Genomic DNA, 23,708 nt, shown 5'->3' with positions numbered 1-23,708 from the left:
GGCCGTCCACATCGCCTGCTCTCGACCACGAGCGGGCCAGGCCGAGAGAGTGGGATTCGATGAAGAACGCACGCAAGACGACACAACGCGCGGCGGCCACGGTTCTGGCGGCTGCCGCCATCGGTACCGCGGGCATGATCGCGGCCGGACCCGCGAACGCCGTCGCGCCGCCGGAGCTGCGCATCACCGGTGCCGTGTACTGCGACCGCACCGAGTTCGTCCCGACACTGGTCCGTTCGATGACCGCCCGCAACGTCGGTGGCGTGACCATGCGCAACACGACGCTGCAGGAGATCAACGGGCAGCGTCGCTTCTCCCCGGCCCTCAAGCCCGGCGAGACCCTGAACATCACCACCAAGCAGCGCGGGTGCTTCCCGTCGTCGATCGCCGGATACACGATCTCCGACATCCGCGAGAACGTGTTCGACAACTTCGGCTACTGGACGAACTGAGTCCCGACCGCGACCGACGTGACGGCGGTGATCCCCTTGGGGGTCACCGCCGTTCTCGTCCGCCAGGTGGGCACGTAAAGACCGCAGTTGGGCACGTAACGCCCGCAGTTGGGCAGGTAACGCCCGCAGTTGGGCAGTCGCGGTGAGGATTCAGGCGAGATAGCGTCCGACGACGTCGGCGCGCGCTCGCATCGCCGCGGCATCGTCGGGTCGGCCGAGGGCGTCGAACTGCGCCGCCGCCGAGAGGCTCTCGTCCCTTTCCGCGCGCAGCACCGATCGCAGCTCGTCGTCGTCGAGCTCGAGGCGGTCGACCTCGGTCGAACCCACACCGACACCGCCTGGCCCGGCGGGACCCGACGACGCCGTCCCGTCGAGAGAGGGGGCCTGCGCGTTGTCGATGGCGGCAATCGCCGATCGCAGTGCGGCGACGGCTGTCCGATCACCGGCCGCGAGTGCGGTACGCAGGTCAGCTCGAAGTGTGGAGCGCATGATGCGAGACGCTAGCGGCTCGATGTCGCCCGGCGACAGTGATTTTCGGCCGACTACTCGGCGGCCGATGCCCAACTGCGGTCGTTACGTGCCCAACCGCGGTCGTTACGTGCCCAACTGCGGGCGTTACGTGCCCAACTGGCGGGGTCAGACCTTGTCGGGTTCGGCGGCGGCGAGCATGTCTTCGCGTTCGACGACTTTGATGCGTTCGCGGCCTTCGGCTTCGCCGAGTTTGCGTTCGTGTTCATCGAGGCGGTACCAGCCGTCCCACGTCGTGAACGGCACGTTGCGGGATTCGAGGAGCTCGACCACCGACGCCTCGGACGGGCTCGCCGGGGTGTTGAGCGCCCCGGCCTTCATGTCGTCGAGGATGCATTCGACGGTCTCGTTCGCATCACCCTTGGTGTGCCCGATCAACCCGATGGGTCCACGTTTGACCCACCCCGTGGTGTACAGCCCGGTCAAATGTCGGCCTTCGTCGAAGATGCGGCCCGACTCGTTGGGGATGACCCCGGCCTGGTCATCGAACGGGATCGCCGGCAGGTTGTCCGACAGATAGCCGACAGCGCGGTAGACCGCGCCGATCTCCCAGTCGGTGGTGCGCCCGGTCGGCTTCACATTCCCGGTGCCATCCAACTGGGTGCGTTCGGTGCGCAACCCGACGACCTTGCCGTCCTCACCGAGGATCTCGACGGGGCTCTCGAAGAAGTGGAGGAACAGTTTGTGGGGGCGGTCACCGGGTTCACGGATGGCGTAGTTCTCGATGATCGTGGCGACCTGGTCGGTGATCTTCGACCCGCGCCGCGCGACGGCGGAGCCCTCGTCGTAGTCGATGTCCTCGGGGTCGACGATGACCTCGATGTTGGGGGAATGGTCGAGTTCTTTGAGCTCGAGCGGGGTGAACTTGGCCTGGGCGGGTCCGCGACGCCCGAACACATGCACCTCGACGGCCTTGTTGGCCTTAAGTCCGTCGTAGACGTTCGGCGGGATCTCCGTGGGCAGCAGCTCGTCACCGGTTTTCGCGAGGACTCGTGCGACGTCGAGTGCGACGTTGCCGACGCCGATGACGGCGACCTTTTCCGCGTTTAGGGGCCAGGTGCGGGAGAAGTCGGGGTGCCCGTCGTACCAGGCGACGAACTGCGCGGCACCGTAGGAGCCGTCGAGGTCGATACCGGGGATCTGCATTCCGCGGTCGTCGGTGGCGCCGGTGGAGAAGATCACCGCGTCATAGAAGCTGCGTAGGTCGTCGAGGGTGATGTCGGTGCCGTAGTCGACATTCCCGAGCAGTCGGACCTGCGGCTTGTCGAGGACCTTGTGCAGGGCGGTGATGATGCCCTTGATCCGCGGATGGTCCGGAGCCACCCCGTAGCGGATCAGGCCGAACGGCGCCGGCATCCGCTCGAACAGATCGATCGACACACCCCGCTCGGAAGCGGTGTCGGATTTCATCAACGCATCGGCCGCGTAGATCCCGGCGGGTCCGGCGCCGACGATGGCGACTCGCAACGGACGTGTGTCTGCGCTCATGATTCGGGCTTACCTTCTGTTCGTTCTGCTGGGGCCGCATTCTTCCGGGGCCGACAATCGCCCTCCACGGTAGGCGTCGGGCGGCGTGCGGTGCCAATCACCTGCGGTCGAGGGGTTCAGCTCGCGAGCTGCGGCACCAGCTTCTGCAGCACCCACGGGATGGTCAGCACGGTCGGCACCGACATCGCGCTGCCGGTCACCTGGTCGAGGAAGACCACGTCACCACGCTTGACGACGTCGAGGTTCATGAACGCGGGGTTGGCACGCAGGGCGTCGGTCGAGCCCTGCCAGTCGACGACGACGAGCTTGTCGAGCCCGCCCAGTAGGCCGAGGTTCTCGTCGGAGATCGAGCCGTAGAACCCGTTGGTGATGCTCGGCTGCAGCGACGCGGGGAACTCGAGGCCCAGGTTGGTGAGCATCTGGCCGCGACCGTCGCCGGGGCTGTAGATGCTCAGGCCCCCGCCGGCCGAACCGATCACGACCGCACCGGTACGACCGGCGAGCTGCGGGTTCGCGGCCTTGGCGTCGGCGAAACCCCTCTGGGTGTCGCTGATGAGCTTCGCGGTCTCGGCGGGCTTGCCCACGGCCCGGCCGATCTCGGTGGTCGACGCCGTCCACGGCACCGTCCAGTCCTGGTACTGCGCGGGCCGTACGACGGTCGGCGCGACCTTCGCGAGGTTGTCGTACTGCGACTGCGTCACCGCGTTGTTCACGGCGAGGATCAGGTCGGGGTCGGTGGCCAGGGCCTTCGGGATGGCCGAGGAGAGGTCCTGGGACCCCTGTCCGAGCACCACCGGCTCCTTGCCCTCCAGCATCTTCTCGTTCCAGGGCGCGATCACGGTCTTCTCCGTGGGGTCGGAGAACGGGACCATCGTGGTCGGGGTGATGCCCAGCGCCAGCAGCGTGTCGCCGTCGCCGGGGCCCAGCGTTGCGATGCGGGCAGCCGTGGCGTCGATGGTGGTGTCGCCGTAGCGGTGGTCGATCGTCACCGGCAGTGCGTTCGGCTCGGCCGAGATCGAGCTGCTCGGGGCCGCGGAGTCGTCCGGAGCCGAGCACGCCCCGATGGCGACCGCGAGACCGACAGCGGTGGCAGTGGCGACGAGCGGGGTGAGTACGCGGCGGCGGTGCATCGAATCTCCTAAGGATAGCCTCACCTCCACAGTGACAGGTGCGAGCCGATCCGGGCAAATCCGCCGTGCCCGCCGCGTCGATAGGATCGCTGCCATGGCCTCGACCGACACTCCCTCGCCGTCCCTCGATCCCGGCGCGTCCGACGACCCCGGGTGGAAGGCGGCGTGGCCGTTCCTGGTGGCCGTCGTGATCGTGGTCCTCGCAGTGGGGACCATCGCGCTGTTCCACGTGATCAAGCCCGGTTCTGAGCGTCTCACCGAGAGCGCCAAGGTCACCAGGGCGATCAACGTCTACTACACGGCGAAGAACGCGGTGAACTACGACCAGTTCCGCACCTTGAGCTGCCCCGCCGACCTGCTGCAACCCTCGTTCCCGACCGACGAGGCCTTCGAGAAGAGCGGCCAGGCCTCCCGCGCCGAGCACGGGAACATCACCATCACCGACATCACCGAGACCGCGGTCACCGGGTCGTCGGCGACGGCCAACATGCACTGGCGCTACACCAAGAACCCGAAGGACGAGGTGCTGCCGATCACGCTGGTGAAGGCGAGCGAGGACTGGAAGGTCTGCGGCGCGAAGGGACCGTGACCCGATCGACCCGGCAGAGGTCGGTGCCCGGATGCGCGACGGGTGCGGTGTGTGCAACGCTTCTCCGGTGAGCTATGCAGGTGATCTGACCCCCCAGCAGGCCTGGGACATCCTTCGTTCCGACGCCGACGCGGTGCTCGTCGACGTGCGAACCCGCGCCGAGTGGTCTTACGTGGGCATTCCCGAGCTGTCCGAGATCGGCAAGCAGGTCGTGCTGATCGAGTGGGTCGGCTTCCCCGACGGGCAGCGCAACCCGTACTTCGTCTCCCAGCTCCGCGATGCGGGCGTGACCGACGACCAGCAGGTCCTGTTCCTCTGCCGGTCGGGCCAGCGCTCGGTGGGTGCCGCCGAGGCCGCGACCGCTGACGGTGTCGCCCAGGCGTACAACATCTCCGAGGGCTTCGAGGGCGGTCTGGGCCCCGACGGCCAACGCGGCGTCGTGGGCTGGAAAGCCCAGGGCCTGCCCTGGCGCCAGTCGTGACGGGGCGTCGGTCGTGACAGGCGCGCAACGGTGATCGGCGGGGGATCGCCACTGCCCGAAGGCGTCTCACCAGAGACCATCGGGGTGCGCGGCGGGCTGATGCGCTCGCAGTTCGACGAGACCTCCGAGGCGATGTTCCTCAACTCCGGCTACGTGTACTCCTCGGCCGCTGCCGCCGAACGCGCGTTCACCGGTGAGGACGAACGCTTCGTCTACTCCCGCTACGGCAACCCCACGGTCGCCATGTTCCAGGAACGACTGCGCCTGCTCGAGGGGTCGGAGGCGTGCTTCGCGACCGCCAGCGGTATGGCCGCGGTGTTCGTCTCCCTGGGCGCACTGCTCAAGGCCGGCGACCGACTCGTGGCCGGGCGCAGCCTCTTCGGATCGTGCTTCGTGGTGTGCAACGAGATCCTGCCCCGCTGGGGTGTCGAGACCGTCTTCGTCGACGGCGAGGACCTCGACCAGTGGGAAGAGGCGTTGTCGGTGCCGACCACCGCGGTGTTCTTCGAGACACCGTCGAACCCGATGCAGTCCCTCGTCGACGTGGCGCGCGTGTCGGAGATGGCGCACGCCGCCGGCGCGCAGGTGGTGTTGGACAACGTGTTCGCCACGCCGCTGCTGCAGCGTGGTCACGATCTCGGCGCCGACGTCGTCGTGTACTCCGGCACCAAACACATCGACGGCCAGGGCCGGGTGATGGGTGGCGCGGTGTTGGGTTCCACGGAGTACATCGACGGGCCGGTGCAGACCCTCATGCGGCATACCGGACCCGCTATGAGCCCCTTCAACGCGTGGACCCTGCTCAAGGGCATGGAGACCCTGCGTCTGCGAGTCGACGCGTCGGTCGCCTCGGCGTTGCGCATCGCGCAGTTCCTCGAGGACGACCCGCGCGTCAAGTGGGTCAAATACCCGTTCCTGCAATCACATCCGCAGCACGAGCTGGCGACGTCGCAGATGACCGGCGGTGGCACCGTGGTCACCTTCGAGCTCAGCGACCCGACCGGGATCGGCGGCAAGGCGCGCGCCTTCGAGGTCCTCGACGGTCTGCAGATCATCGACATCTCGAACAACCTGGGTGACGCGAAGTCGCTCATCACCCACCCGGCGACCACCACCCACCGGGCGATGGGCCCCGAGGGCAGGGCGGCGATCGGCCTGTCCGACGGGGTCGTTCGCCTGTCGGTGGGCCTCGAGGGCGTCGACGACCTGCTCGCCGACCTCGACCGGGCGCTGTAACCCGCCGCCGCGGGACGCACCTCATGCAGGCGGTCATCGACTGGATCGTCGAGATCATCACCACGACACCGCCCTGGGTCGTGTACCTGCTGGTGTGGGCGCTGGTGTACCTCGAGTCCGCCGCACTGGTGGGTCTCGTGCTCCCCGGTGAGACCGCGCTGCTCACCGGAGGGGTGGCCGCCGCGGTCGGCGACACCAGCATCGGTGTACTGATCGCGGGCGCATGTGTGGCCGCGATCAGCGGCGACGCAACGGGTTTCACGCTCGGCCGGCACTTCGGGCCGCGGATGCTCGAGTCGAGACTGGGGCGGCGCATCGGCGCTGAGCGGTGGGACAAGGTCGCCCACGCGGTGCAGCACAGGGGCATCCCTGCGGTGATCGCCGCCCGCTGGGTGGGATACGTCCGCACGCTGACGCCGTTCGTCGCCGGGATGAGCCGCATGGCCGTGAAGTTGTACCTGACCGCGAACGTCATCGGTGGACTGATCTGGGTCATCGCGGTCGGGATGATCGGGTATCTGGTGGGAGCCGCCGTCGGTGCGCGACTGCTGCTCTACGGCGGACTCATCGTCGGTGCAGCGGTGCTGGTCTACGTCGGTATCGCCTGGTGGCGCAACCGGAATGCCCTATCCTCTGGCGATGCCCAGTAGCATCGACGCCGCCCGCGAGCTGGTGGACTCCCGATTGGTTCCCGCGGCCGGCGAGGTCGACGCATCGGGCACGATCCCGGCCGGCCACTTCGAGGCACTCGCCCGCGCCGGGCTCTTCGGTGTCGCGCTGGGCGACGACCGTGCGCACCTCGCGGAGGTCGCCGAGACCGTCATCTCCGGCTGCCTGGCCACCGGGTTCGTGTGGGCGCAGCACCACGGTGTCGCGCTCGCGGTGGCGGGCAGCGCACGCACCGATCTCCTCCCCGCGTTGAGGTCTGGGGACATGATCGCCGGCGTCAGCTACGCGGGCATGGCCTCACACGGACAGACGTTGCGCGCCCGCCGAGCCGATGCCGGGTACGTGCTGTCGGGGTCGTCGGCCCTCGTCACCGGATGGGGCATCATCGACATGATCGGCGTCTGGGCGTACGAGGAGTCGACCGGACAGGTGCACCTGTTCGCCATCGAGCGTCCCGAGACGTCGGCGGGTCTCGCCGCGACGCCACTCGATCTCGCCGCAGCCCAGGCCAGCAACACCGTCAGCCTCGCCTGGGACGAGGTCGCGGTCGGCGCCGACGATCTCGTCACCTCCATGCCCGCCGACCGGCGCCCCCGCGGTGCCAACATCACCATCCGGCTCAATGCCGCGCTGGCGCTGGGCATCTGCCGGTCGGCGCTTCGTGAGTTCGATGCGGTGGCCGCGCGCCGCGGTGAGTTCGCCGACACCGCCGCCGCCGGCCACCGTGAGTTGTCGCGGATCCGTCGCGATCTCGACTCGTCGATGGACGACGGCGACGCGCTGTACCGACATCGCGCCGCCGCCAATGAACTCGCCATGCGACTGGCGACGTCGGTCGCCGCCGCCACGGGCAGTCGCTCGGTGCTGACGGGATCCACGCCCGCTCGGCTCGTCCGAGAGGCGTTGTTCTGCGCGGTCTGCGCCAGTCGGCCCGCCATTCGTGACGAGATGCTGATCCGCCTGCTCCCGCAGCCCCGGTGATCTGGGGCGATCAGTCGTCGACCGTGAGCAGATCCATCGCGCCCAGAGCGCGCAGGATGGTGCCGAACTTGGCGGTGGTCTCGGCGAGTTCGGCCTCGGGATCGGATTGCGCCACCACGCCACCCCCTGACCACGCGCGGATCGTCCGACGGTCGGCGGCGATCTCGGCGCAGCGGATGCTCACCATCCACTCGCCATCGCCGGCGGTGTCGCACCAGCCGACGGCCCCGGCGTAGAAGTCGCGGGGCTCCTCGGTGACGAGGATCAGATCGCGAGCCGCCGCGGTCGGCGTGCCACAGATGGCCGGGGTCGGGTGCAGACGCAGCGCGAGATCCAACGACGTCATCGTGGGGTCGCGCAGCACGCCCTCGATCGGTGTGGCGAGGTGCCACATCTCGCCCGTGCTCAGCAGGATCGGTTCGTCGGGGACGCACAACGTCGTGCACAGCGGTCCCAACACCGACGTCAGGTAGTCGACGACGATCCGGTGCTCGTGCCGGTCCTTCGCCGAGTCGAGCAGTGCGGCCGCCCGGGCGGCGTCGATCGCCGGGTCGCTCGACCGTGGCGCCGAACCTGCATAGGGACGGCACGTCACCCGGTCACCGGTCTTGTGCACCAACGACTCCGGGCTCGCACCCACCAGGGTGCGCCCGACGAAGTCGCCGCCGGCGGCCGAGAGGTCGACCCGGAAGGCGTTGTGTTCGTGGTTGCCCGCCGCCAGCGCGGCGACCACCGCGTCGATGTCGACGGGCGCGGCGGCGAACAACTCGATGGCCCGGGCGAGCACCACCTTGTCGGCCGCGCCCGCGGCGATCCGGTCGATCACCGCGGCCACGCGGGCGACGTGGACCCCTGGTGTCGGGATCGTCGCGGTGAGGGTGACCGGTACGGCGTGTACAGCGGCCGAGCCGGCATCGGGCTCGCGGTGCTCGAGGGTGTCGACGGCCATCAGCGCGTCGGGTGCGGCCTCGTCGAACGCGATGGCCCCGACCACCGCGATCGGGGTGCCGTCGCGGCGGCCCCGGGCGATCGCGGCGACGGCGTCGGCGGCGTCGGCGAATCGCGCCACCGGGGTGCCCGCGTGCACGGCACCGTGCGGGCGGGACAGATGGAAGGACACGCGATCAACGCTACCCGGGGGCATTGCGATCACCGTGACCGCAATTCCGCCCACCACGACGCCGTCGTGAGGTCGCCGCGGTGTGTCGCGCGCCACAGTGCAATTGACACCGGGTGCGGCCGACGGTCACTCTCGTCGCCAGGTCATGAGTGTCAGCGCACAGCCCCGGCTTGCTGACCGGCAACCCTCCAACCGCGGTGGGGTGCTCCGGGTGACGACCAGGCCGCGTCCGAGGTGGACGTGTGCAAGCGCGGACTCCTCGCACGGAGTCCTCTGACGAGAACGAGGACCACCATGTCTGTCACCGACATCACACCCGCCCCCGCCGCGCTCGCGCCGGTGTACCCGATCGCCGACGTCGTCGGTGCGGACGAGACCGTCGACTGTGCCGCCGGTCGCGTGCGCTACGTCAACGGCGACTACGCCGCCAGCGCACCCGCCCTCACCGCCGTCGCCACCGAGATCGCCCGGGCGCTGCCGCAGTACGCGAGCGTGCACCGCGGTGCCGGGCACCTGTCGCAGCTCACGACGGCGCGCTACGAGAACGCCCGGGCGGTCGTGGCCGGGTTCGTGCGTGCCCGCGCCGACGACCACGTGATCTTCACCCGCAACACCACCGACGGCATCAACCTCCTGGCCCGTGCCGTCCCCGGCGACACCGTGGTCCTCGATGTCGAGCACCACGCGAACCTGTTGCCGTGGCAGCGTTCCGGGGCGGACACGAAGGCGACGCCGGAGCTGGACCGAACGTGCCGCGTGGTGACCTGCCGACCCACCGTCGCGGAGACGCTCGACGCGCTGGCCGCCGAACTCCACCGTGCTCCCGCGGCGCTGTTGGCCGTCACCGGCGCATCGAATGTGACCGGGGAGGTGCTGCCCCTGGCGAAGCTCGCCGACATCGCCCACGACGCGGGTGCCCGCATCCTCGTCGATGCCGCCCAGCTCGCCCCGCATCGCGCGATCACCGTCGCCGGACACGGCATCGACTACCTCGTGTTCTCGGGCCACAAGCTGTACGCGCCCTTCGGATGTGGCGTCCTCGTCGGTCGCGGCGACTGGCTCGACGCCGCCGAGCCCTACCTCGCCGGCGGCGGCGCGACGGCCGACGTGCCCCCGACCGATCCGTCCACCGACGACACCGTCGAGGTGGCCTGGCGCAACGGGCCCGCACGTCACGAGGGCGGAACCCCGAACGTGTTGGGTGCCATCGCGATCGCCGCGGCATGCGTCGCGATCGACGATCTCGGATTCGAGCGGATCGGGCTGCACGAGCACCGACTGCGCACCCGTCTCGACGACGCGCTCGACGCGATCGACGGCGTCAGGCGACTCTCCATCTGGTCCGACAGCCGCGACCGCGTCGGCATCGCCGCGTTCACCGTCGACGGTCACTCACCGCGCGCGGTGGCCGAACACCTCAACGACGCCCACGGCATCGGGGTCCGCGACGGCCGCTTCTGCGCCCACCCGCTGCTGCACCACCTGGGCCACCCCGAAGGCGCCGTGCGGGTCAGCTTCGGCGTCGGCACCGGGTCCGACGACATCGATCGTCTCACTGCCGCGCTCGCCGATCTGGTCTCTCGCACATAACCTGACCGCTCGCCTCTCAGTGCCGCCGACTGTGCCGAAACCCGTCGTCGAGTGTGCGTCGTGTCGTCGTCGGCTCGCGGTGCGCTGTCGGCACACTCGACTCGATTGTCGTCACAGTCAGCGTGTCTCGCCGTGATCCCATCGGCGGTGCAGATCGGCGCGGCCGGCGTCGGTGGCGGTGCCGTACAGCCGACACCGCGCCATGCCCCCGTCAGGGTGGATGTCCATGCGCGCCTGCGTCATCGGGCGATCGACGTCGACGGTGAAGCGGTGTCGTGTGTCGGGTTGCAGCGGGGTGCGGGGGAGTATCTCGAACCACTCGCCGTCGTCCCCGTCGCGCCCGCGCACACTCGCCTCCCCGGGCGCGTTGCCGAGGAACCAGCTGGTGTCGAGCTCGACGAGCGAGACCACGCCCTGGGCGGCGAGGTCGATCTCGACCCAGTCGTTGCCGTCGTCACGGCGTCGTGAGGTCTCCCAGCCCTCGCCCATCGAGCGTGCCCGCCCGGGCATCAGCAGGTTGTTCGGTGAGCCGTAGAACATGTTGGAGCAGGCGCTGATCCGGGCGCCGTTCTCGAGCGCGGCGAGATCGAACGGCCCGTGGTCGAGGAACTGCGGATCGGGGACACCGCGTCCGTGCACGCGCAGTCGGGCGACACCGCCGTCGGGGTAGATCGACAGCCGCACGTGCGTGAACCGGTCGCGGGAGGCGACCTCGATCGGGTTGGCCGTGTCGCCGGCGACGGGCTGCCGCTCGACGATGGTCTGCCAGTCCGCGTCGACGACCTCGTGTGCCGGCGGGAAGCCGGTGACGACGGCGGCCTCCACCGACACCGTCGGCGGGAAGTTGCCCACGAACCACGAGGTGTCCACGACGACGCCGTGGATGACGCCGGGCACACCGAGTCGCACGATGGCGCGGTCGACCGCCGACGCGTCCGGCGCAGAGCCGCCCGGTCGGCGTCGCCGTGTCTCCCAGCCGTCGTAGATCTGGCCCACGTGCCCGAAGGTGGCGGGTCGGTACTCCGACGCCGCGGGGACGATCAGGTTCTCCGCTTCGGCGAACAGCGCGTCGGTCCTGGTGATCACGGCGCCGCCGAGGCTGCGCAGGGCGAGATCGGGCATCGCGGTGAACGCGGCGGGGGGTGTGGAGTCGGTCACGAGCGCCAAGATTACTGCCCGATCCGTACCGCGCCGGCAGCTCGTTTGCGCGCTCCGCCGTGCGTTGGCATACTTGCACCGTTCAAGTAGTTGCGGCATGAAACTCTTTCGAGGTGAGAAGTATGTCCCGTCCCGAGAACGTGGACGAGCTGATCGCGGTGCTGGGTCGGTGGGCTCGCATCCGCGAGCGTCTCGTCGTCACCAAGCTCAGGACGCCCGACGGCACGGTCGAGACCGCGGCGTTCCAGTGCCTGTTCGAGCTCGCTGTCGGGCCACTGCGCTCCGGGGAGCTGGCCGAACGGCTCTTCGCCGATCCCTCCACGGTCAGCAGGCACATCGCCTCGTTGGTCGGGCTCGGATACGTCCGTCGCGAGGCCGACTCCCGCGACGGCCGCGCCACGATCCTCGTCCTCACCGACTCGGGTCGTCGACAGGTCGAGGCGGTCCGCGCCCATCGGATGAGCGGAATGGACTCGATGCTCGGAGAGTTCTCCGACGGGGACATCGGGAGCCTCGCGAGCCTCATGACGCGTTTCGTCGATGCCGCCGAACAATTCGCCGGTCAGGTCGATGATGAACAGATCATCTCCGTGGGCGCACCCGCCGACCACCCGACCACGACCACCACAGATTCCGACATTCACGACACGACAGACGATCTCGCTGCACGGTCACGACACGCAAAGGCATCACGATGAGTCACGACGCAGCCATCTCCGGCGCCAAGCCGAAGGCGGGCGCAGCAGACGCCACCGAACCCGGTGGCCTGAGCCATCGTCAGATCCTCACCATCATGGGTGGGCTGATGATCGGCATGTTCCTCGCCGCGCTCGACCAGACGATCGTCTCGACCGCGATCCGCACGATCGCCGACGACCTGCAGGGGTATTCACTCCAGGCGTGGGTCACCACCGCCTACCTGATCACCTCGACGATCGTCACGCCGCTCTACGGCAAGCTCTCCGACATGTACGGCCGCAAGCCGTTCTTCATGACTGCGATCACGCTGTTCATCATCGGATCGTTGCTGTGTTCCACGGCGACGTCGATGTACGAGCTCGCCGGTTACCGCGCCCTGCAGGGTCTCGGCGCCGGTGGCCTGTTCTCGTTGGCGCTGACCATCATCGGCGACATCGTGCCCCCTCGGGAACGCGCGAAGTACCAGGGCTACTTCCTCGCCGTGTTCGGCACCTCCAGCGTGCTCGGCCCGGTGCTCGGTGGCCTGTTCGCCGGCCAGGACAGCATCCTGTTCATCACCGGCTGGCGCTGGGTGTTCCTCGTCAACGTGCCGATCGGTCTCATCGCGCTCGTCGTGGTGTTCAAGGTCCTCGACTACAACCAGATCAAGGGTGAGCGTCGTCGCCTGGACTGGTGGGGCGCACTGGCTCTCGCCATCGGCGTGGTGCCGCTGCTGATCGCCGCCGAGCAGGGACGCGAATGGGGTTGGGGCGACTACAAGACCGTCGTCTGCTACATCATCGGCATCGTCGGCATCGCCGCGTTCATCTCGGTCGAGAAGGCGATGGGCGAGGCCGCGATCATCCCGCTGCGGGTGTTCAAGAACCGGATCTTCAGCCAGGGCATCGTCATCTCGGTGGTCATCGGTGCGGTCATGTTCGGCGCCATCTCGATTCTGCCGCAGTACTTCCAGGTGATCCGCGGGTCGAGCCCGACGATCGCCGGCCTGCAGCTGCTGCCGATGGTGGTGGGCCTGATGAGCGCCTCCATCATCTCCGGCCAGACGATCTCGCGGACCGGTCGCTACAAGATCTTCCCGATGATCGGCGTCGTGCTGATCACGGTGGTCACGTTCCTGATGCACTACGTCAGCGTCGCCACGCCGCTGTGGCTCGTGATGCTGATGGCGTTCTTCCTCGGCTTCGGCCTCGGCAATCTGATGCAGCCGCTGACCCTGGCGATGCAGAACGTGTTGCCCGCCAAGGACATGGGGATCTCGACGTCGTCGGCGACGTTCTTCCGTCAGATCGGTGGCACGCTCGGTGTGGCCGTGTTCTTCTCCGTGTTGTTCTCGGCGATGGGGCCGAACATCAAGGACCAGATAGAGAAGGTGGCGCCCTCGGCCGAGTTCCGTCAGGGCATCGCCCAGGCCGCCGCGAGCTCCGACCCGTCGGTCGCCCAGTTCGGTCAGGGCCTCGCGTCGGGCAACACCGGCGCCTCGGGTGGGGTCCTCAACGACACCTCGATCATCGCCAAGCTGCCGGGTGCGATCGCCGCGCCCATCAAGGACGGCTTCGCCGACTCGATGGACCTGGTGTTCCTGTCGGTGTCGCTGATGTCGATCATCGCGCTGATCGCGGTGTTCACCTGGAAAGAGGTGCCGCTGCGCTCGGGTTCCGGATCGCAGGCCGCCGCACAGGATCTCGCCGACGCCAAGGCGCTCGACGCGGAATCCGCGCCGGTCGAGGTCTCACCGGCCGAATCGGTGGCCGCCGCGACACCGGCCGCCGACCACGGCCGCCACGAGGCCGACGCGGCCGGACCGGGCCGTCACGAGGTGGGACGCGCGCCCGGCGCCGACAACGTGCCGCCGCTGGGCGGGAACGACCACTCCGGTCGTCACGAGGCCTGAGCGGCCCTCCGATCGCACAGACGACTCGACCCCGACACTCCACGCGAGTGTCGGGGTCGAGTCGTAGGTGGGGACGGTGTCAGCCGCGCGAGGGATCGTTCGCGTGATCGGGCTGCTCGGCCAGGCGCGCGATGGCCTCCTCGGCGATCTTCTCGGCGTCCGCGCGGCCGGTCCAGCCACCCGGGGTGACCTCCTTGCCGGGCTCGAGGTCCTTGTAGTGCTCGAAGAAGTGCGAGATGGCGTCGAGTTCGTACTTCGAGACGTCGCCGATGTCCTGGATGTGATCCCAGCGGACGTCCTTGGCGGGAACGGCGAGCAGCTTGTCGTCGCCACCGGCCTCGTCGGACATCCGGTACATACCGACGATGCGTGAGCGCACGATCACGCCGGGGTAGACCGACTCGGGCAGCAGCACGAGCGCGTCGAGCGGGTCGCCGTCCTCGCCCAGGGTGTTGTCGATGTAGCCGTAATCCGCGGGGTAGCCGAACGCGGTGTACAGGTAGCGATCGAGATAGACCTTGCCGGTCTCGTGATCGACCTCGTACTTGTTGCGTGCGCCCTTGGGGATCTCGATGGTGACGTCGAACTCCACGACTGGTGTCCTCTCCGGTGGGGATCGCCGGTCGGTTCCGGCGGATTGCGCTGCGCGCGGACCCGGCCCACTGTCGACCGGCGTCTGCAAACGTCGACAACGATACTGTTGGTCGCAGGTGTGGCGAGGGCGGGATCGGCCGTGGCGAGCGGTGTCGCCCGCGAGACGCGATGAGGAGTTGTGTGAACGCACGAGCGGGCAGGCGCGGCAACGTCTGGTGGACGGTGATCCCTCTGCTGGCCGTGGTGGTCGTCGCAGCGGTGGTCGTCGTGGTCGCGCTGTCGGTCGACTCCGAGAGCAGCACGTCGTCGGCCGACGTCCCCACCCGTCCCGCGCTGGTCACGGTCTCGCCCGTGGTGCAACCGGTCGCGGCGAACGCGCCCGAACCCACCGGCGCCGGCATCACCGCCCAGATCGCGTCGGCTGCGGCCGACCCGGCGCTCGGCGACCTCGGCGGTCAGATCTCCGACGCCGTCACCGGCCAGGTGCTCTGGTCGGCGTCACCGCAGCGGTCGTTCATCCCCGCCTCCACCACGAAGGTCCTCACCGCGGCCGCCGCGCTGCTAACCCTTCCGCTCGACAAGCAGATCACCACCTCGGTCGTGGTGGGGTCGGGCGGTCAGGTGGTGCTCGTCGGCGGCGGTGATCCGACCCTGTCGGTGCAGCCCGACGGCACCGCGAGCTTCTTCACCGACGCCGCCCGCATCTCCGACCTCGCCGCGCAGATCGAGAGATCAGGCGTCCGGGTCACCTCGGTCGCCGTCGACACCGGCCTCTACACCGGGACGTCGTTCGCGCCGTCGTGGGAGACCGCCGACATCGCAGGCGGCAGCATCGCGCCGATCCAGTCGGTGATGGCCGATTCGGGACGCATCGACCCGACCGCGCTCTACTCCCCGCGCAGCGCGACGCCGGCCGTCGCCGCGGGCAAGGCGCTCGCCGCCGATCTCGGCGTGCCGAGCAGCGCGGTCACCGAGGCGACCGCCCCGGCCGGTGCCCGGCAGATCGCCTCGGTGCGCTCGGCACCGCTGGAGACCCGACTGCGCGACATGCTCGTCGACTCCGACGACGTGCTCGCCGAGACCATCGCCATCGAGGTCGCCCAGGCCACCGGCGGACCCTCGAGCCTCGACGGTGGTGTCGCAGCCGTGCAGTCGACCCTCGCCTCGGCCGGACTCGACACCGCCGGGGTCTCGCTGAGCGACACCAACGGGCTGTCGGTCCGCGATCGCCTCTCGGCCGCGGTGCTCGACGGCATCCTGCGGGCAGCCGCCGGCAGCGGCAACGCGAAACTGCGTCCGCTGGTCGAGATGCTGCCCATCTCCGGCGCCACCGGCACGCTCGCCGACCGTTTCGGCAACGGCGCCCGGTCGGGTGCCGGATGGATCAAGGCCAAGACCGGCAGCCTCACCGACGTGAACACCCTCGCCGGCATCGTCCAGACACGGGAGAACCGCGTGCTCACCTTCGCCCTGCTGTCCAACGGGACCGACGCGAACCGGGCCCGCCCGGCCCTCGACGCCGTCGTGACCCGCCTGCGCGACTGCGGCTGCCGGTGAGCACCCCGGACGCGTCCGCCGCCCCGTCGCCCGATGCCCGGCCGCCCGGCGCGCAGATCGACTGGGGCGTGGCCGCGGGGATCGGTCGCCGCATCGCCCGGCCCGGCCCGCTGACCACGCGCTACACCCTCGAGGCGGCGCGGTCGGAGCTGGCCTCGGCCGCCGTCGCCGCCGAGGCCCCGGTGCGTGAGGTGACCGGTCTCGCCGACGGCCTGCCCGTCCCGACCGCGTCGGTGCTCGATCGCGGTCAGTGGATCGACGCCGCCGCCCGGTCGATGTCGTCGATGCTCGGCGGCGGCCAACCCGGATCGCCCGGCGGTCTGAACCTCGCGGGCCGTCTCGGCGGCGTGCAGGCGGGTGGACTGCTCGCGCTGCTGTCGGGAGCGATCCTCGGCCAGTACGACCCCTTCTCGCCCGACCCGCGCACCGGCGACGACGGGGTGCTGATGTTGGTGACGCCCAACATCATCGCGGTCGAACGGTCACTGAAGGTGGTGCCGTCGGACTTCCGGCTGTGGGTGTGCCTGCACGAGGTCACCCACCGGGTCCAGTTCTCGGCCAACCCCTGGTTGCGCGGTTACATGCTCGACAACATCGCGCTCATCAGCGCCGACAACGGGGAGTCGGGCGGCGAGATGGTCGCGCGCATCTCGGCGGCGTTGAAGTCCGAGAAGCCGCGGGAGAAGGGCGTTCTCGGTGCGATGCAGTTGCTGCAGACGCCCGAGCAGTACGACGCCTTCACCCGGTTGATGATGCTGGGAACCCTCCTCGAGGGGCACGCCGACCACGTGATGGATGCCGTCGGGCCGGGCCACGTGCCCACCGTCGAACGCATCCGCGCGGCCTTCGACCAGCGCCGCAAGCGTCCCCAGAACCCGCTGCAGAAACTGCTGCGGTCGCTCATCGGCATGGATGCCAAACTCGCGCAGTACATCCGGGGCAAGGCGTTCACCGACGAGGTCGTCGCGACGGTCGGCATGGCGCGCTTCAACGCGATCTGGACCGGACCGGACACGATGCCGCTCCCCGAGGAGATCGACGAACCGAGACGATGGATCGACCGGGTCCTGTGAGCCCGCTCCGCGAGATCGTCGGCGCCGTCGTCGATCTCGCGGACAGCCACCCGATCGGCGACGAGGTCTGCGTCGGTCTGTCCGGCGGCGCCGACTCGTTGGCGCTGACCGCCGGCGCGGTCGCGGCGGGGTTGGCCGTGACCGCCCTCGTCATCGACCATGGGCTGCAAAAGGATTCGCGTGCCGTCGCCGACCGCGCCGCCGAGCAGGCGCGCGGCCTCGGTGCCCGGGCTCAGGTGATCGGGGTGTCGGTGTCGACCAGGGGTGGTCCGGAGGGTGCGGCCCGCCGCGCACGCCACGACGCCCTCGACGACGCCCGTGACGGTGCGCCGGTGCTGCTGGCCCACACCCTCGACGATCAGGCCGAGACGGTGCTGCTGGGCCTCGGCCGCGGTTCGGGGCCCCGCTCGATCGCGGGCATGGTCGCGTGGGCGTCGCCCTGGGGTCGGCCGCTCCTCGCGCTGCGCCGGTCGGTCACGCACGCCGCCTGCGACGAGCTCGGCCTCGAACCCTGGCACGACCCCCACAACACCGACCCGCGCTTCGCCCGTGCCCGGCTGCGCGCCGAGGTGCTGCCGGTGCTCGAGGACATCCTCGGTGGGGGTGTGGCGCCCGCGTTGGCGCGCACCGCGCGCCGCCTCCGCGAGGACGCCGAGGTGCTCGACGCTCTCGCCGACGACGTCGACGCAGGTGGTGGCACGGACGGTCTCGACCGCACGGTGTTGGCGGCACTACCTGCGGCGATCCGGCGCAGGGTGGTCCGCCGATGGATGATCTCGGTCGGTGCGACCGAACCGACGGAACGACTGATCCTGGCCGTGGACGACCTCGTCTTCGACCCGCGTCCGCACGCCGCGGTCGCCATCGGCGGCGACAGCGCGCACCGCCTCAGCGTCGTCGCCGACGGTGTCGAGCTGACCGTCGAACGGACGCCGCGCTGATCAGACCTGAATCGCGGAGTGCGTCAGCGGATCGGGCGGGGCACCGTGGGTGGCGGCACCGGATTCGGCCGCCCCGGCGCGGGCGTGGCCGGCGGCGGGGTGAACGGCGACCGGATGGTCTTGAAGTACTCGTTGATGTTGCCGATCAGGACCGGTCCACCGGCGGACAGCGATCCGATGGTGCCGCCGATACCTGCACCGGTCACGAGGCCGGGTAGACAACCTGTGGCGATCAGGATGACGCAGCCCAGGCCGCCTCCGATGATCGACCCGACGAGTCCGCCGACGCCGGTCGCGACACCGAGGTTGTCGGCGAGGGTCGCCAGCGCCTGGTCGTCACGCTGCTTGCGCGTGCGCGGCGGATCACTGAAGTAGGCGTTGGCGTTCACGCGCCCCGGGATCTGCGGCGTCAGCGTCGCGGTGCGCCCCTTGATCGAGGTCTTGACCGGGGTCGACACGTTGTTCATCGTCAATTTCAGCGGCATCGAGCGCACGACGCGCCCGTTCGTGTTCAGCACCTCGAGCATGTCGTCCTTGGTTCGCAGTGAACCGTCTTTCGCGGAGAGCGAGACGGACTGCTTTGCGATCGACACATCGACGCGCGGGGTCGCTGCGGGAGCTGCGTTCGCCGGTGTCGCGGTCACCACGCCGGTCGCGGTGGCAACGGTCACCGCTGCGGAGACGAGTGCGGTTCTGATCTTCATGGCCGTGCATCCGTTCACTTGTCGAGCGTTCGGTCGACACGTGTTCCGGTGTCGATCTCGCGTTCTCTCCGTTGAGGTTTCTCACGAGAGCTGCGTTCTCGTGCGTTCGTCCGGGGTGTCGGAGAAATTCGATATTAGCTGCAGCAAATTCACGCTGTTGTACCAACCCGAATTTTGCTCGTGATCGTCTCGTGATGGGCAGCTTATCCACTATCCGGCCTCGTCTGCAGCCCTCACGGCAGGACGTGACAAGCTGTCCTCGAACGCGCCCACGGCGAGAAGCGCGTCGACGGCGAGAGGGCTGACGGGTGACCGAGAACCGCGACCGCTACGGGATCGATCCCTACGGCGACGACATCGAGGCCGTGGTGATCAGCGAGGCGCAGATCGCCGAACGCACCCACGAGCTGGCGCAGGCCATCGCTGCCCGGTACCCCGACATCGACGACGACCTGGTCCTCATCGGTGTCCTCAAGGGCGCGATCATGTTCATGACCGATTTCGCACGTGCACTCCCGATCCCGTCGCAGATGGAGTTCATGGCCGTCAGCTCGTACGGCTCGGCGACGTCGTCGTCGGGTGTGGTCCGGATCCTCAAGGACCTCGACCGCGACATCGCCGGTCGCGACGTCCTCATCGTCGAGGACATCATCGATTCGGGCCTCACCCTGTCGTGGTTGCTGAAGAACCTCAGCGCACGGCACCCGAAGTCGATCGCCGTGTGCACGCTCCTCCGCAAGCCCGACGCCGTGCGCCGCGACGTCGAGATCGCCGAGGTCGGTTTCGACATCCCCAACGAGTTCGTCGTCGGCTACGGACTCGATTACGCCGAGCGCTACCGCGACCTGCCCTACATCGGCCGGTTGAACCCGAACGTCTACCAGGGCTGAGCGGCATGGCCATGACGACCGCGATCGCTCTCGCCGCCGACGTCGCCGCCGGTCGGGTCCGTCCGGAGCAGGCCGTCGACGACGCGCTCGCACGGATCTCGGCCCGCGACTCCGACGTCGGCGCATTCGTCCGGGTGCGCGCCGACGCCGTCCGCGCCGAGGCCGCCGCACTCTCCCGACGGACCGACCTGGGCTCGCTGCCGCTGGCCGGTGTGCCGATCGCGATCAAGGACAACGTCGCCGTCGCCGGTGAGCCGATGACCATCGGATCCCTTGCCACCGTGCACGATCCGCAACCGGCCGACCACGCGATCGTGTCGAGGCTGACCGCCGCCGGCGCGGTGGTCGTCGGGATCACCGCGGTGCCCGAACTGTGTCTGTTCGGCGCGACCGACAGCCCGGATCGGATCACCCGCAACCCGTGGAACCGCAACCTCACCGCGGGTGGGTCGTCGGGTGGCTCGGCCGCGGCGGTCGCCAGCGGGCAGGTGCTGCTGGCGCACGGCAACGACGGTCTCGGGTCGATCCGCATCCCCGCCGCCGATTGCGGACTGTTCGGCATCAAACCCGGGTCGGGCGTCGTCCCGCCGCAGGTCGGTGGCAACGGCTGGTACGGGATGGCCGAGAACGGCCCGCTCGCCACCACCGTCGCCGATGCCGGGCTGATGCTCGCGGTGATGGCCGACGACATGTCCCTGGCCACCGCCGCGACGGGGTCGAACGCCTCCGCGTTGCGCATCGTGGTGGCCGACAACTTCCCCCTCGCGATCGGGTCGACCGACCCGCACTGGGCCGCCACACTGACCGCGGCGTCGCAGGTCGCCGCAGAGATCGGTCACCACATCACCACCGCCGACCTGCCGTACCCGACGAACCCCGCACCACTGATGTTGCGGTGGGTGGGTGGTGCGGCCGCCGATGCCGACGACATCGCCGGGCAGGGTGGCGACCTGAGCAAGCTGCAGAAGCGCAGCCGCCGGCACACGGCGTTGGGTCGCATCGTGAACCGGCGCGGACTCGTCACCGAGCAGCAGAAGTCCGCGACCGTGGCCCGCGTGGAGCGCTACCTCGACGAGACCGGTGCCGACGTGGCGATGACCCCCATGCTCGCGCGACCCCCGATCGACGCCGCGCGGTGGAGCGAGCGCGGCTGGCTCGCGAACATGTACGCCAACATCGGCTACGCGCCGTTCGCCGGACTGATCAACCTGCTCGGGTGGCCGGCGATGTCGGTGCCGTTCGGTGTGCACCCGGCGTCGAAGACACCGATGGCCGTGCAGGTCTTCGGCCGACCGGGCAGCGAGGCGACCCTGCTCGGACTCGCCGCGCAGATCGAACAGGCCCGACCGTGGCCCCGCATCGCACCCGGCTTCGACGGGCTGTGACCGCTCCCGGACCGTGCGATCGGTTCCCGCCCGCCGACCGCGACGCGGTCTACCGGGTGATCGAGAAGCGCCGTGACATCAGGCATTTCGCGGGTGGTGTCGTGCCCGACGACGTGTTGGGGAGGTTGTTGGCGGCCGCGCACCACGCGCCCAGCGTCGGGCTGATGCAGCCATGGCGATTCGTGCGCATCGCCGACGCACAGGTCCGCGCGTCGATCCGCGACCTGGTGGAAGACGAGCGGATGCGTACTGCCGACGCGCTGGGGGAGCGGTCCGACGATTTCATGGCGCTGAAGGTCGAGGGCATATCCGACGCCGCCGAGGTGCTCGTCGTCGCGCTCGGGGACCACCGCGAACGACACGTGTTCGGTCGCCGCACGATGCCGCAGATGGATCTCGCGTCGGTGTCGTGTGCGATCCAGAACCTGTGGCTCGCCGCGCGCGCCGAGGGGTACGGGATGGGCTGGGTGTCGTTGTTCGACCCGGCCGCACTCGGCGATCTCCTCGGGTTCCCCGAGGGTGCCGAGCCGGTCGCGATCCTGTGCCTCGGACCGGTCGAGGAGTTCTACGAGCGTCCGATGCTCGTCGAGACCGGATGGGCGACCGAGCGCCCCCTCGACGACCTCCTCTTCACCGACCGCTGGCCCACCCCGCCGACCGGGCAGTAAACCCCGTCGATCGGGCACTTAACTGCGTCGATCGGGCACTAATACGCGTCGATCGGGCACTTAAGTGCGTCGATCGGGCACCTACATCGATCGAACGGGCAGTTAGATCCCCTGCTCCTGAGTTTCTGCCCGCTCGATGCGGATATGTGCCCGTTCGACGTGCGGAAATGCCCGTTCGACGGGGGTAACTGCCCGATCGACGTGCGTAACTGCCCGATCGATAGGGATAAGTGCCCGATCGGGGGTCAGGAGTCCTGGGCGTCGAGCTTGTCGGCGACGTCCTGGGGGAAGCCGCCGGTCGCGATGGGGCCCCAGCGGGTGGGGGTGACGCGGATGAGCGACTTGTTCTGCGTCGCCATCGCCGCCCGGTACTCGTCCCAGTCGGGGTGTTCGCCGGAGATCGACCGGAAGTACTCCACGAGTCCCTCGAGCGACTCGGGCTGGTGCAGCACCTCGGCGGTCCCGTCGACCTGCACCCAGGCGTCGTTGAACTCGGCCGAGAGGACCAGCACCGACACCTCCGGGTGCTTCTCGGCGTTGCGGGTCTTCGCCCGACCCGGATAGGTCGAGATGACGATGCGTCCCTCGGCGTCGACACCGCCGGTCACCGGCGACATCTGCGGGGTGCCGTCCGAACGGGTCGTCGTGAGGACGAGGTTGTGTCGGGTGCGGACGAAGTCGAGCAGTTCGTCGAGCTCGACGAACTCGTTGGTCGCTATGTTTCTGGCCACGACACCACGGTAGCGACCGGCGCGCCGCTCAGCCGTCGATGCGGCGCAGGATCTCGGCGACCGCGGCGGCGGTCCCGCCCACCGGGCATCCGTCGGAACCGATCCGCAGCGTCGCCTCGCCCAGCGCCCCGACGACGGCGGTCCGGATCAGATCGGCGGCGTCACCGACACCGGCGTGGTCGAACAGCAGTGCGGCGCTGAGGATCTGCGAGATCGGGTTCGCGCGGTCGGTGCCCGCTATGTCGGGTGCGCTGCCGTGGATCGGTTCGAAGTAGGCGGCGTGCTCGCCGATGTTGCCCGAGGCGCACATCCCCAGACCGCCGACCGTCCCTGCGCCGAGATCGCTGAGGATGTCGCCGAGGAAGTTCTCCATCACCAGGACGTCGAACCGCCCGGGGCGCACCACGAGGTCGTGGGCGGCGGCGTCGGCGTAGAGGTGCTCGGCGGCGATGTCGGGGTACTGCGCGGCCACGCTGTCGAACACCGACCGGAACAGCGCGTAGCTGCGCAGCACGTTGCTCTTGTCGACACAGGTCACCCGGCGCACGCCGTCGGCGGGTGCACCGGCGCGGGTGCGGGCGAGCTCGAACGCGAACCGCGCGACGCGTTCGACGCCGACCCGGGTCACCATCAACTGGTCGACGGCGGCCTCGGCGGTGGCGACGCCGTTGCCGCGCGAGAGGTAGAGACCCTCGGTGTTCTCGCGCACGATGACGTAATCGATCTCACCGGGTGCATGCCGCGTCGCGCCGGCGATCCCGGGCAGCAGCCGCACCGGTCGCACGTTGGCGTAGGTGTCGAGTTCGGGGCGCAGGATCCCGCCGAGCACGCCCGCCTCGGTGCCGTCGGGGTGGCGTACCTCGGGCAGCCCGACCGGCCCCTTCAGCACGCCGTCGGCAGCGCGCAACCGGTCGAGACGATCGGCGGGAAACGCCGAGCCGGTCGCCCGAAACACCTCCGCACCTGCGTCGATGGTCTCGATGTCGAGGGCGACGCCGACCTGTGCCGCCGCCGCACGCATCACCGCGACGGCGCCGGCGAGAAGGTCGGGGCCGATGCCGTCGCCGGGGATCGTCACCACGTCGATGCGGCGTCCGGTCATGGGTGGTGGGTCTCCTCCGGTCGGCCCGACGGGCTCTGTGGGTGCCGCGGC

Annotated in this window: 24 protein-coding genes and 1 riboswitch; of the genes, 15 read left to right on the top strand and 9 right to left on the bottom strand. The window is 69.4% G+C overall.

Going from position 1 to position 23,708, the window contains the following annotated elements:
• The first annotated feature begins 59 nt into the window (after nt 1–59).
• Nucleotides 60–452: a hypothetical protein gene (locus ASG12_RS20010; protein ID WP_156378201.1), complete on the top strand. Its 393-nt coding sequence runs from the start codon at nt 60–62 to the stop codon at nt 450–452.
• A gap of 150 nt (nt 453–602) precedes the next feature.
• Here ASG12_RS20010 and ASG12_RS20005 read toward each other — a convergent pair whose 3' ends face one another.
• From ASG12_RS20005 to ASG12_RS19995, 3 genes are all read right to left on the bottom strand, one after another.
• Complete coding sequence (locus tag ASG12_RS20005) at nt 603–941, bottom strand: hypothetical protein (RefSeq protein WP_055793473.1); 339 nt, start codon at nt 939–941, stop codon at nt 603–605.
• 147 nt (nt 942–1,088) lie between these two features.
• Complete coding sequence (locus ASG12_RS20000; protein ID WP_055793471.1) at nt 1,089–2,468, bottom strand: FAD-dependent oxidoreductase; 1,380 nt, start codon at nt 2,466–2,468, stop codon at nt 1,089–1,091.
• A gap of 116 nt (nt 2,469–2,584) precedes the next feature.
• Nucleotides 2,585–3,598, bottom strand: coding sequence for an ABC transporter substrate-binding protein (locus ASG12_RS19995; RefSeq protein ID WP_055793470.1), 1,014 nt, complete (start codon nt 3,596–3,598; stop codon nt 2,585–2,587).
• Nucleotides 3,599–3,692: 94 nt separating this feature from the next.
• Here ASG12_RS19995 and ASG12_RS19990 point away from each other — a divergent pair, with 94 nt between their 5' ends.
• The 5 genes from ASG12_RS19990 to ASG12_RS19970 all read left to right on the top strand — a co-directional run bounded on the left by ASG12_RS19990 (nt 3,693) and on the right by ASG12_RS19970 (nt 7,554).
• Complete coding sequence (locus ASG12_RS19990; protein ID WP_055793468.1) at nt 3,693–4,187, top strand: Rv0361 family membrane protein; 495 nt, start codon at nt 3,693–3,695, stop codon at nt 4,185–4,187.
• 67 nt (nt 4,188–4,254) lie between these two features.
• On the top strand, nt 4,255–4,668 hold the full coding sequence (locus ASG12_RS19985) for a rhodanese-like domain-containing protein (protein WP_055793924.1): 414 nt from the start codon (nt 4,255–4,257) through the stop codon (nt 4,666–4,668).
• A gap of 33 nt (nt 4,669–4,701) precedes the next feature.
• Nucleotides 4,702–5,904, top strand: coding sequence for an O-succinylhomoserine sulfhydrylase (locus tag ASG12_RS19980; protein WP_082502239.1), 1,203 nt, complete (start codon nt 4,702–4,704; stop codon nt 5,902–5,904).
• A 23-nt stretch (nt 5,905–5,927) separates the two neighbouring features.
• A complete protein-coding gene (locus ASG12_RS19975) occupies nt 5,928–6,554 on the top strand; it encodes a DedA family protein (protein ID WP_055793464.1) in 627 nt (208 codons plus the stop codon).
• Nucleotides 6,544–7,554, top strand: coding sequence for an acyl-CoA dehydrogenase family protein (locus ASG12_RS19970; protein ID WP_156378200.1), 1,011 nt, complete (start codon nt 6,544–6,546; stop codon nt 7,552–7,554). The genes ASG12_RS19975 and ASG12_RS19970 overlap by 11 nt, the downstream gene beginning before the upstream one ends.
• Nucleotides 7,555–7,564: 10 nt before the next feature.
• On the opposite strand, the gene ASG12_RS19965 is transcribed toward ASG12_RS19970, so the two are convergent.
• Nucleotides 7,565–8,674, bottom strand: a complete 1,110-nt coding sequence (locus ASG12_RS19965) for an isochorismate synthase (protein ID WP_235457665.1) — start codon at nt 8,672–8,674, stop codon at nt 7,565–7,567.
• 141 nt (nt 8,675–8,815) lie between these two features.
• A riboswitch (SAM riboswitch) is annotated at nt 8,816–8,931 on the top strand.
• Between the two features lie 37 nt (nt 8,932–8,968).
• Between ASG12_RS19965 and ASG12_RS19960 the strand changes: the two genes are divergently transcribed.
• Entirely contained in the window at nt 8,969–10,264 is a 1,296-nt protein-coding gene (locus tag ASG12_RS19960) for an aminotransferase class V-fold PLP-dependent enzyme (RefSeq protein WP_055793460.1), read from the top strand.
• Nucleotides 10,265–10,381: 117 nt separating this feature from the next.
• Here the strand turns inward: ASG12_RS19960 and alc are convergent, their stop codons facing one another.
• A complete protein-coding gene (alc, locus tag ASG12_RS19955) occupies nt 10,382–11,386 on the bottom strand; it encodes an allantoicase (RefSeq protein ID WP_055793920.1) in 1,005 nt (334 codons plus the stop codon).
• Nucleotides 11,387–11,544: 158 nt separating this feature from the next.
• Between alc and ASG12_RS19950 the strand changes: the two genes are divergently transcribed.
• Together ASG12_RS19950 and ASG12_RS19945 are read left to right on the top strand one after the other, a co-directional pair.
• Nucleotides 11,545–12,120, top strand: a complete 576-nt coding sequence (locus ASG12_RS19950; protein WP_082502180.1) for a MarR family winged helix-turn-helix transcriptional regulator — start codon at nt 11,545–11,547, stop codon at nt 12,118–12,120.
• Entirely contained in the window at nt 12,117–14,012 is a 1,896-nt protein-coding gene (locus ASG12_RS19945; RefSeq protein ID WP_082502179.1) for an MDR family MFS transporter, read from the top strand. The genes ASG12_RS19950 and ASG12_RS19945 overlap by 4 nt, the downstream gene beginning before the upstream one ends.
• 79 nt (nt 14,013–14,091) lie before the next feature.
• On the opposite strand, the gene ASG12_RS19940 is transcribed toward ASG12_RS19945, so the two are convergent.
• Entirely contained in the window at nt 14,092–14,604 is a 513-nt protein-coding gene (locus ASG12_RS19940; protein ID WP_055793458.1) for an inorganic diphosphatase, read from the bottom strand.
• A 182-nt stretch (nt 14,605–14,786) separates the two neighbouring features.
• On the opposite strand from ASG12_RS19940, the gene dacB reads away from it, so the two are divergent.
• From dacB to tilS, 3 genes are read left to right on the top strand one after another with little or no spacing between them, the layout of a single operon-like run.
• Nucleotides 14,787–16,163 carry a D-alanyl-D-alanine carboxypeptidase/D-alanyl-D-alanine endopeptidase gene (dacB, locus tag ASG12_RS22190; protein ID WP_162243453.1) on the top strand — a complete coding sequence of 459 codons (1,377 nt, stop codon included), beginning with the start codon at nt 14,787–14,789 and terminating at the stop codon, nt 16,161–16,163.
• Nucleotides 16,160–17,236, top strand: a complete 1,077-nt coding sequence (locus ASG12_RS19930) for a zinc-dependent metalloprotease (RefSeq protein WP_235457663.1) — start codon at nt 16,160–16,162, stop codon at nt 17,234–17,236. Before dacB ends, ASG12_RS19930 begins: the two co-directional genes overlap by 4 nt.
• On the top strand, nt 17,215–18,177 hold the full coding sequence (tilS, locus tag ASG12_RS19925; RefSeq protein WP_055793454.1) for a tRNA lysidine(34) synthetase TilS: 963 nt from the start codon (nt 17,215–17,217) through the stop codon (nt 18,175–18,177). Before ASG12_RS19930 ends, tilS begins: the two co-directional genes overlap by 22 nt.
• 23 nt (nt 18,178–18,200) lie before the next feature.
• On the opposite strand, the gene ASG12_RS19920 is transcribed toward tilS, so the two are convergent.
• A complete protein-coding gene (locus ASG12_RS19920; protein WP_156378198.1) occupies nt 18,201–18,881 on the bottom strand; it encodes a hypothetical protein in 681 nt (226 codons plus the stop codon).
• A 308-nt stretch (nt 18,882–19,189) separates the two neighbouring features.
• On the opposite strand from ASG12_RS19920, the gene hpt reads away from it, so the two are divergent.
• Genes hpt through bluB form a run of 3 tightly spaced genes read left to right on the top strand, consistent with a single transcriptional unit; the run spans nt 19,190 to nt 21,824 of the window.
• Nucleotides 19,190–19,771 (top strand): hypoxanthine phosphoribosyltransferase, encoded by a 582-nt coding sequence (gene hpt / locus ASG12_RS19915; RefSeq protein WP_200932823.1) that lies wholly within the window; start codon nt 19,190–19,192, stop codon nt 19,769–19,771.
• Nucleotides 19,772–19,776: 5 nt separating this feature from the next.
• The gene (locus ASG12_RS19910; protein ID WP_055793450.1) at nt 19,777–21,156 is read left to right on the top strand and encodes an amidase; all 1,380 of its coding nucleotides are present in this window, start codon (nt 19,777–19,779) and stop codon (nt 21,154–21,156) included.
• Nucleotides 21,153–21,824, top strand: a complete 672-nt coding sequence (bluB, locus tag ASG12_RS19905; RefSeq protein WP_055793449.1) for a 5,6-dimethylbenzimidazole synthase — start codon at nt 21,153–21,155, stop codon at nt 21,822–21,824. Before ASG12_RS19910 ends, bluB begins: the two co-directional genes overlap by 4 nt.
• A 245-nt stretch (nt 21,825–22,069) precedes the next feature.
• Here the strand turns inward: bluB and ASG12_RS19900 are convergent, their stop codons facing one another.
• Together ASG12_RS19900 and ASG12_RS19895 are read right to left on the bottom strand one after the other, a co-directional pair.
• Nucleotides 22,070–22,555 carry a PPOX class F420-dependent oxidoreductase gene (locus ASG12_RS19900; RefSeq protein ID WP_055793447.1) on the bottom strand — a complete coding sequence of 162 codons (486 nt, stop codon included), beginning with the start codon at nt 22,553–22,555 and terminating at the stop codon, nt 22,070–22,072.
• 28 nt (nt 22,556–22,583) lie between these two features.
• On the bottom strand, nt 22,584–23,657 hold the full coding sequence (locus tag ASG12_RS19895) for an isocitrate/isopropylmalate dehydrogenase family protein (protein ID WP_055793445.1): 1,074 nt from the start codon (nt 23,655–23,657) through the stop codon (nt 22,584–22,586).
• Nucleotides 23,658–23,708 lie beyond the last annotated feature (51 nt).

This window comes from Williamsia sp. Leaf354 (genome assembly GCF_001424365.1).
Classification (GTDB): Bacteria; Actinomycetota; Actinomycetes; order Mycobacteriales; family Mycobacteriaceae; genus Williamsia_A.
The sequence above is the reverse complement of the archived record's forward strand: the minus strand, read 5'-3'. Positions and strand labels throughout refer to the sequence as shown.

What these genes read in the sequence shown, in the direction of transcription:
- ASG12_RS20010 (WP_156378201.1), top strand. Translation starts at nt 60, where the DNA reads ATGAAGAACGCACGCAAGACGACACAACGCGCGGCGGCCACGGTTCTG.
- ASG12_RS20005 (WP_055793473.1), bottom strand. Translation starts at nt 941, where the DNA reads ATGCGCTCCACACTTCGAGCTGACCTGCGTACCGCACTCGCGGCCGGT.
- ASG12_RS20000 (WP_055793471.1), bottom strand. Translation starts at nt 2,468, where the DNA reads ATGAGCGCAGACACACGTCCGTTGCGAGTCGCCATCGTCGGCGCCGGA.
- ASG12_RS19995 (WP_055793470.1), bottom strand. Translation starts at nt 3,598, where the DNA reads ATGCACCGCCGCCGCGTACTCACCCCGCTCGTCGCCACTGCCACCGCT.
- ASG12_RS19990 (WP_055793468.1), top strand. Translation starts at nt 3,693, where the DNA reads ATGGCCTCGACCGACACTCCCTCGCCGTCCCTCGATCCCGGCGCGTCC.
- ASG12_RS19975 (WP_055793464.1), top strand. Translation starts at nt 5,928, where the DNA reads ATGCAGGCGGTCATCGACTGGATCGTCGAGATCATCACCACGACACCG.
- ASG12_RS19970 (WP_156378200.1), top strand. Translation starts at nt 6,544, where the DNA reads ATGCCCAGTAGCATCGACGCCGCCCGCGAGCTGGTGGACTCCCGATTG.
- ASG12_RS19960 (WP_055793460.1), top strand. Translation starts at nt 8,969, where the DNA reads ATGTCTGTCACCGACATCACACCCGCCCCCGCCGCGCTCGCGCCGGTG.
- alc (WP_055793920.1), bottom strand. Translation starts at nt 11,386, where the DNA reads ATGCCCGATCTCGCCCTGCGCAGCCTCGGCGGCGCCGTGATCACCAGG.
- ASG12_RS19950 (WP_082502180.1), top strand. Translation starts at nt 11,545, where the DNA reads ATGTCCCGTCCCGAGAACGTGGACGAGCTGATCGCGGTGCTGGGTCGG.
- ASG12_RS19945 (WP_082502179.1), top strand. Translation starts at nt 12,117, where the DNA reads ATGAGTCACGACGCAGCCATCTCCGGCGCCAAGCCGAAGGCGGGCGCA.
- tilS (WP_055793454.1), top strand. Translation starts at nt 17,215, where the DNA reads ATGGATCGACCGGGTCCTGTGAGCCCGCTCCGCGAGATCGTCGGCGCC.
- ASG12_RS19920 (WP_156378198.1), bottom strand. Translation starts at nt 18,881, where the DNA reads ATGAAGATCAGAACCGCACTCGTCTCCGCAGCGGTGACCGTTGCCACC.
- ASG12_RS19910 (WP_055793450.1), top strand. Translation starts at nt 19,777, where the DNA reads ATGGCCATGACGACCGCGATCGCTCTCGCCGCCGACGTCGCCGCCGGT.
- ASG12_RS19895 (WP_055793445.1), bottom strand. Translation starts at nt 23,657, where the DNA reads ATGACCGGACGCCGCATCGACGTGGTGACGATCCCCGGCGACGGCATC.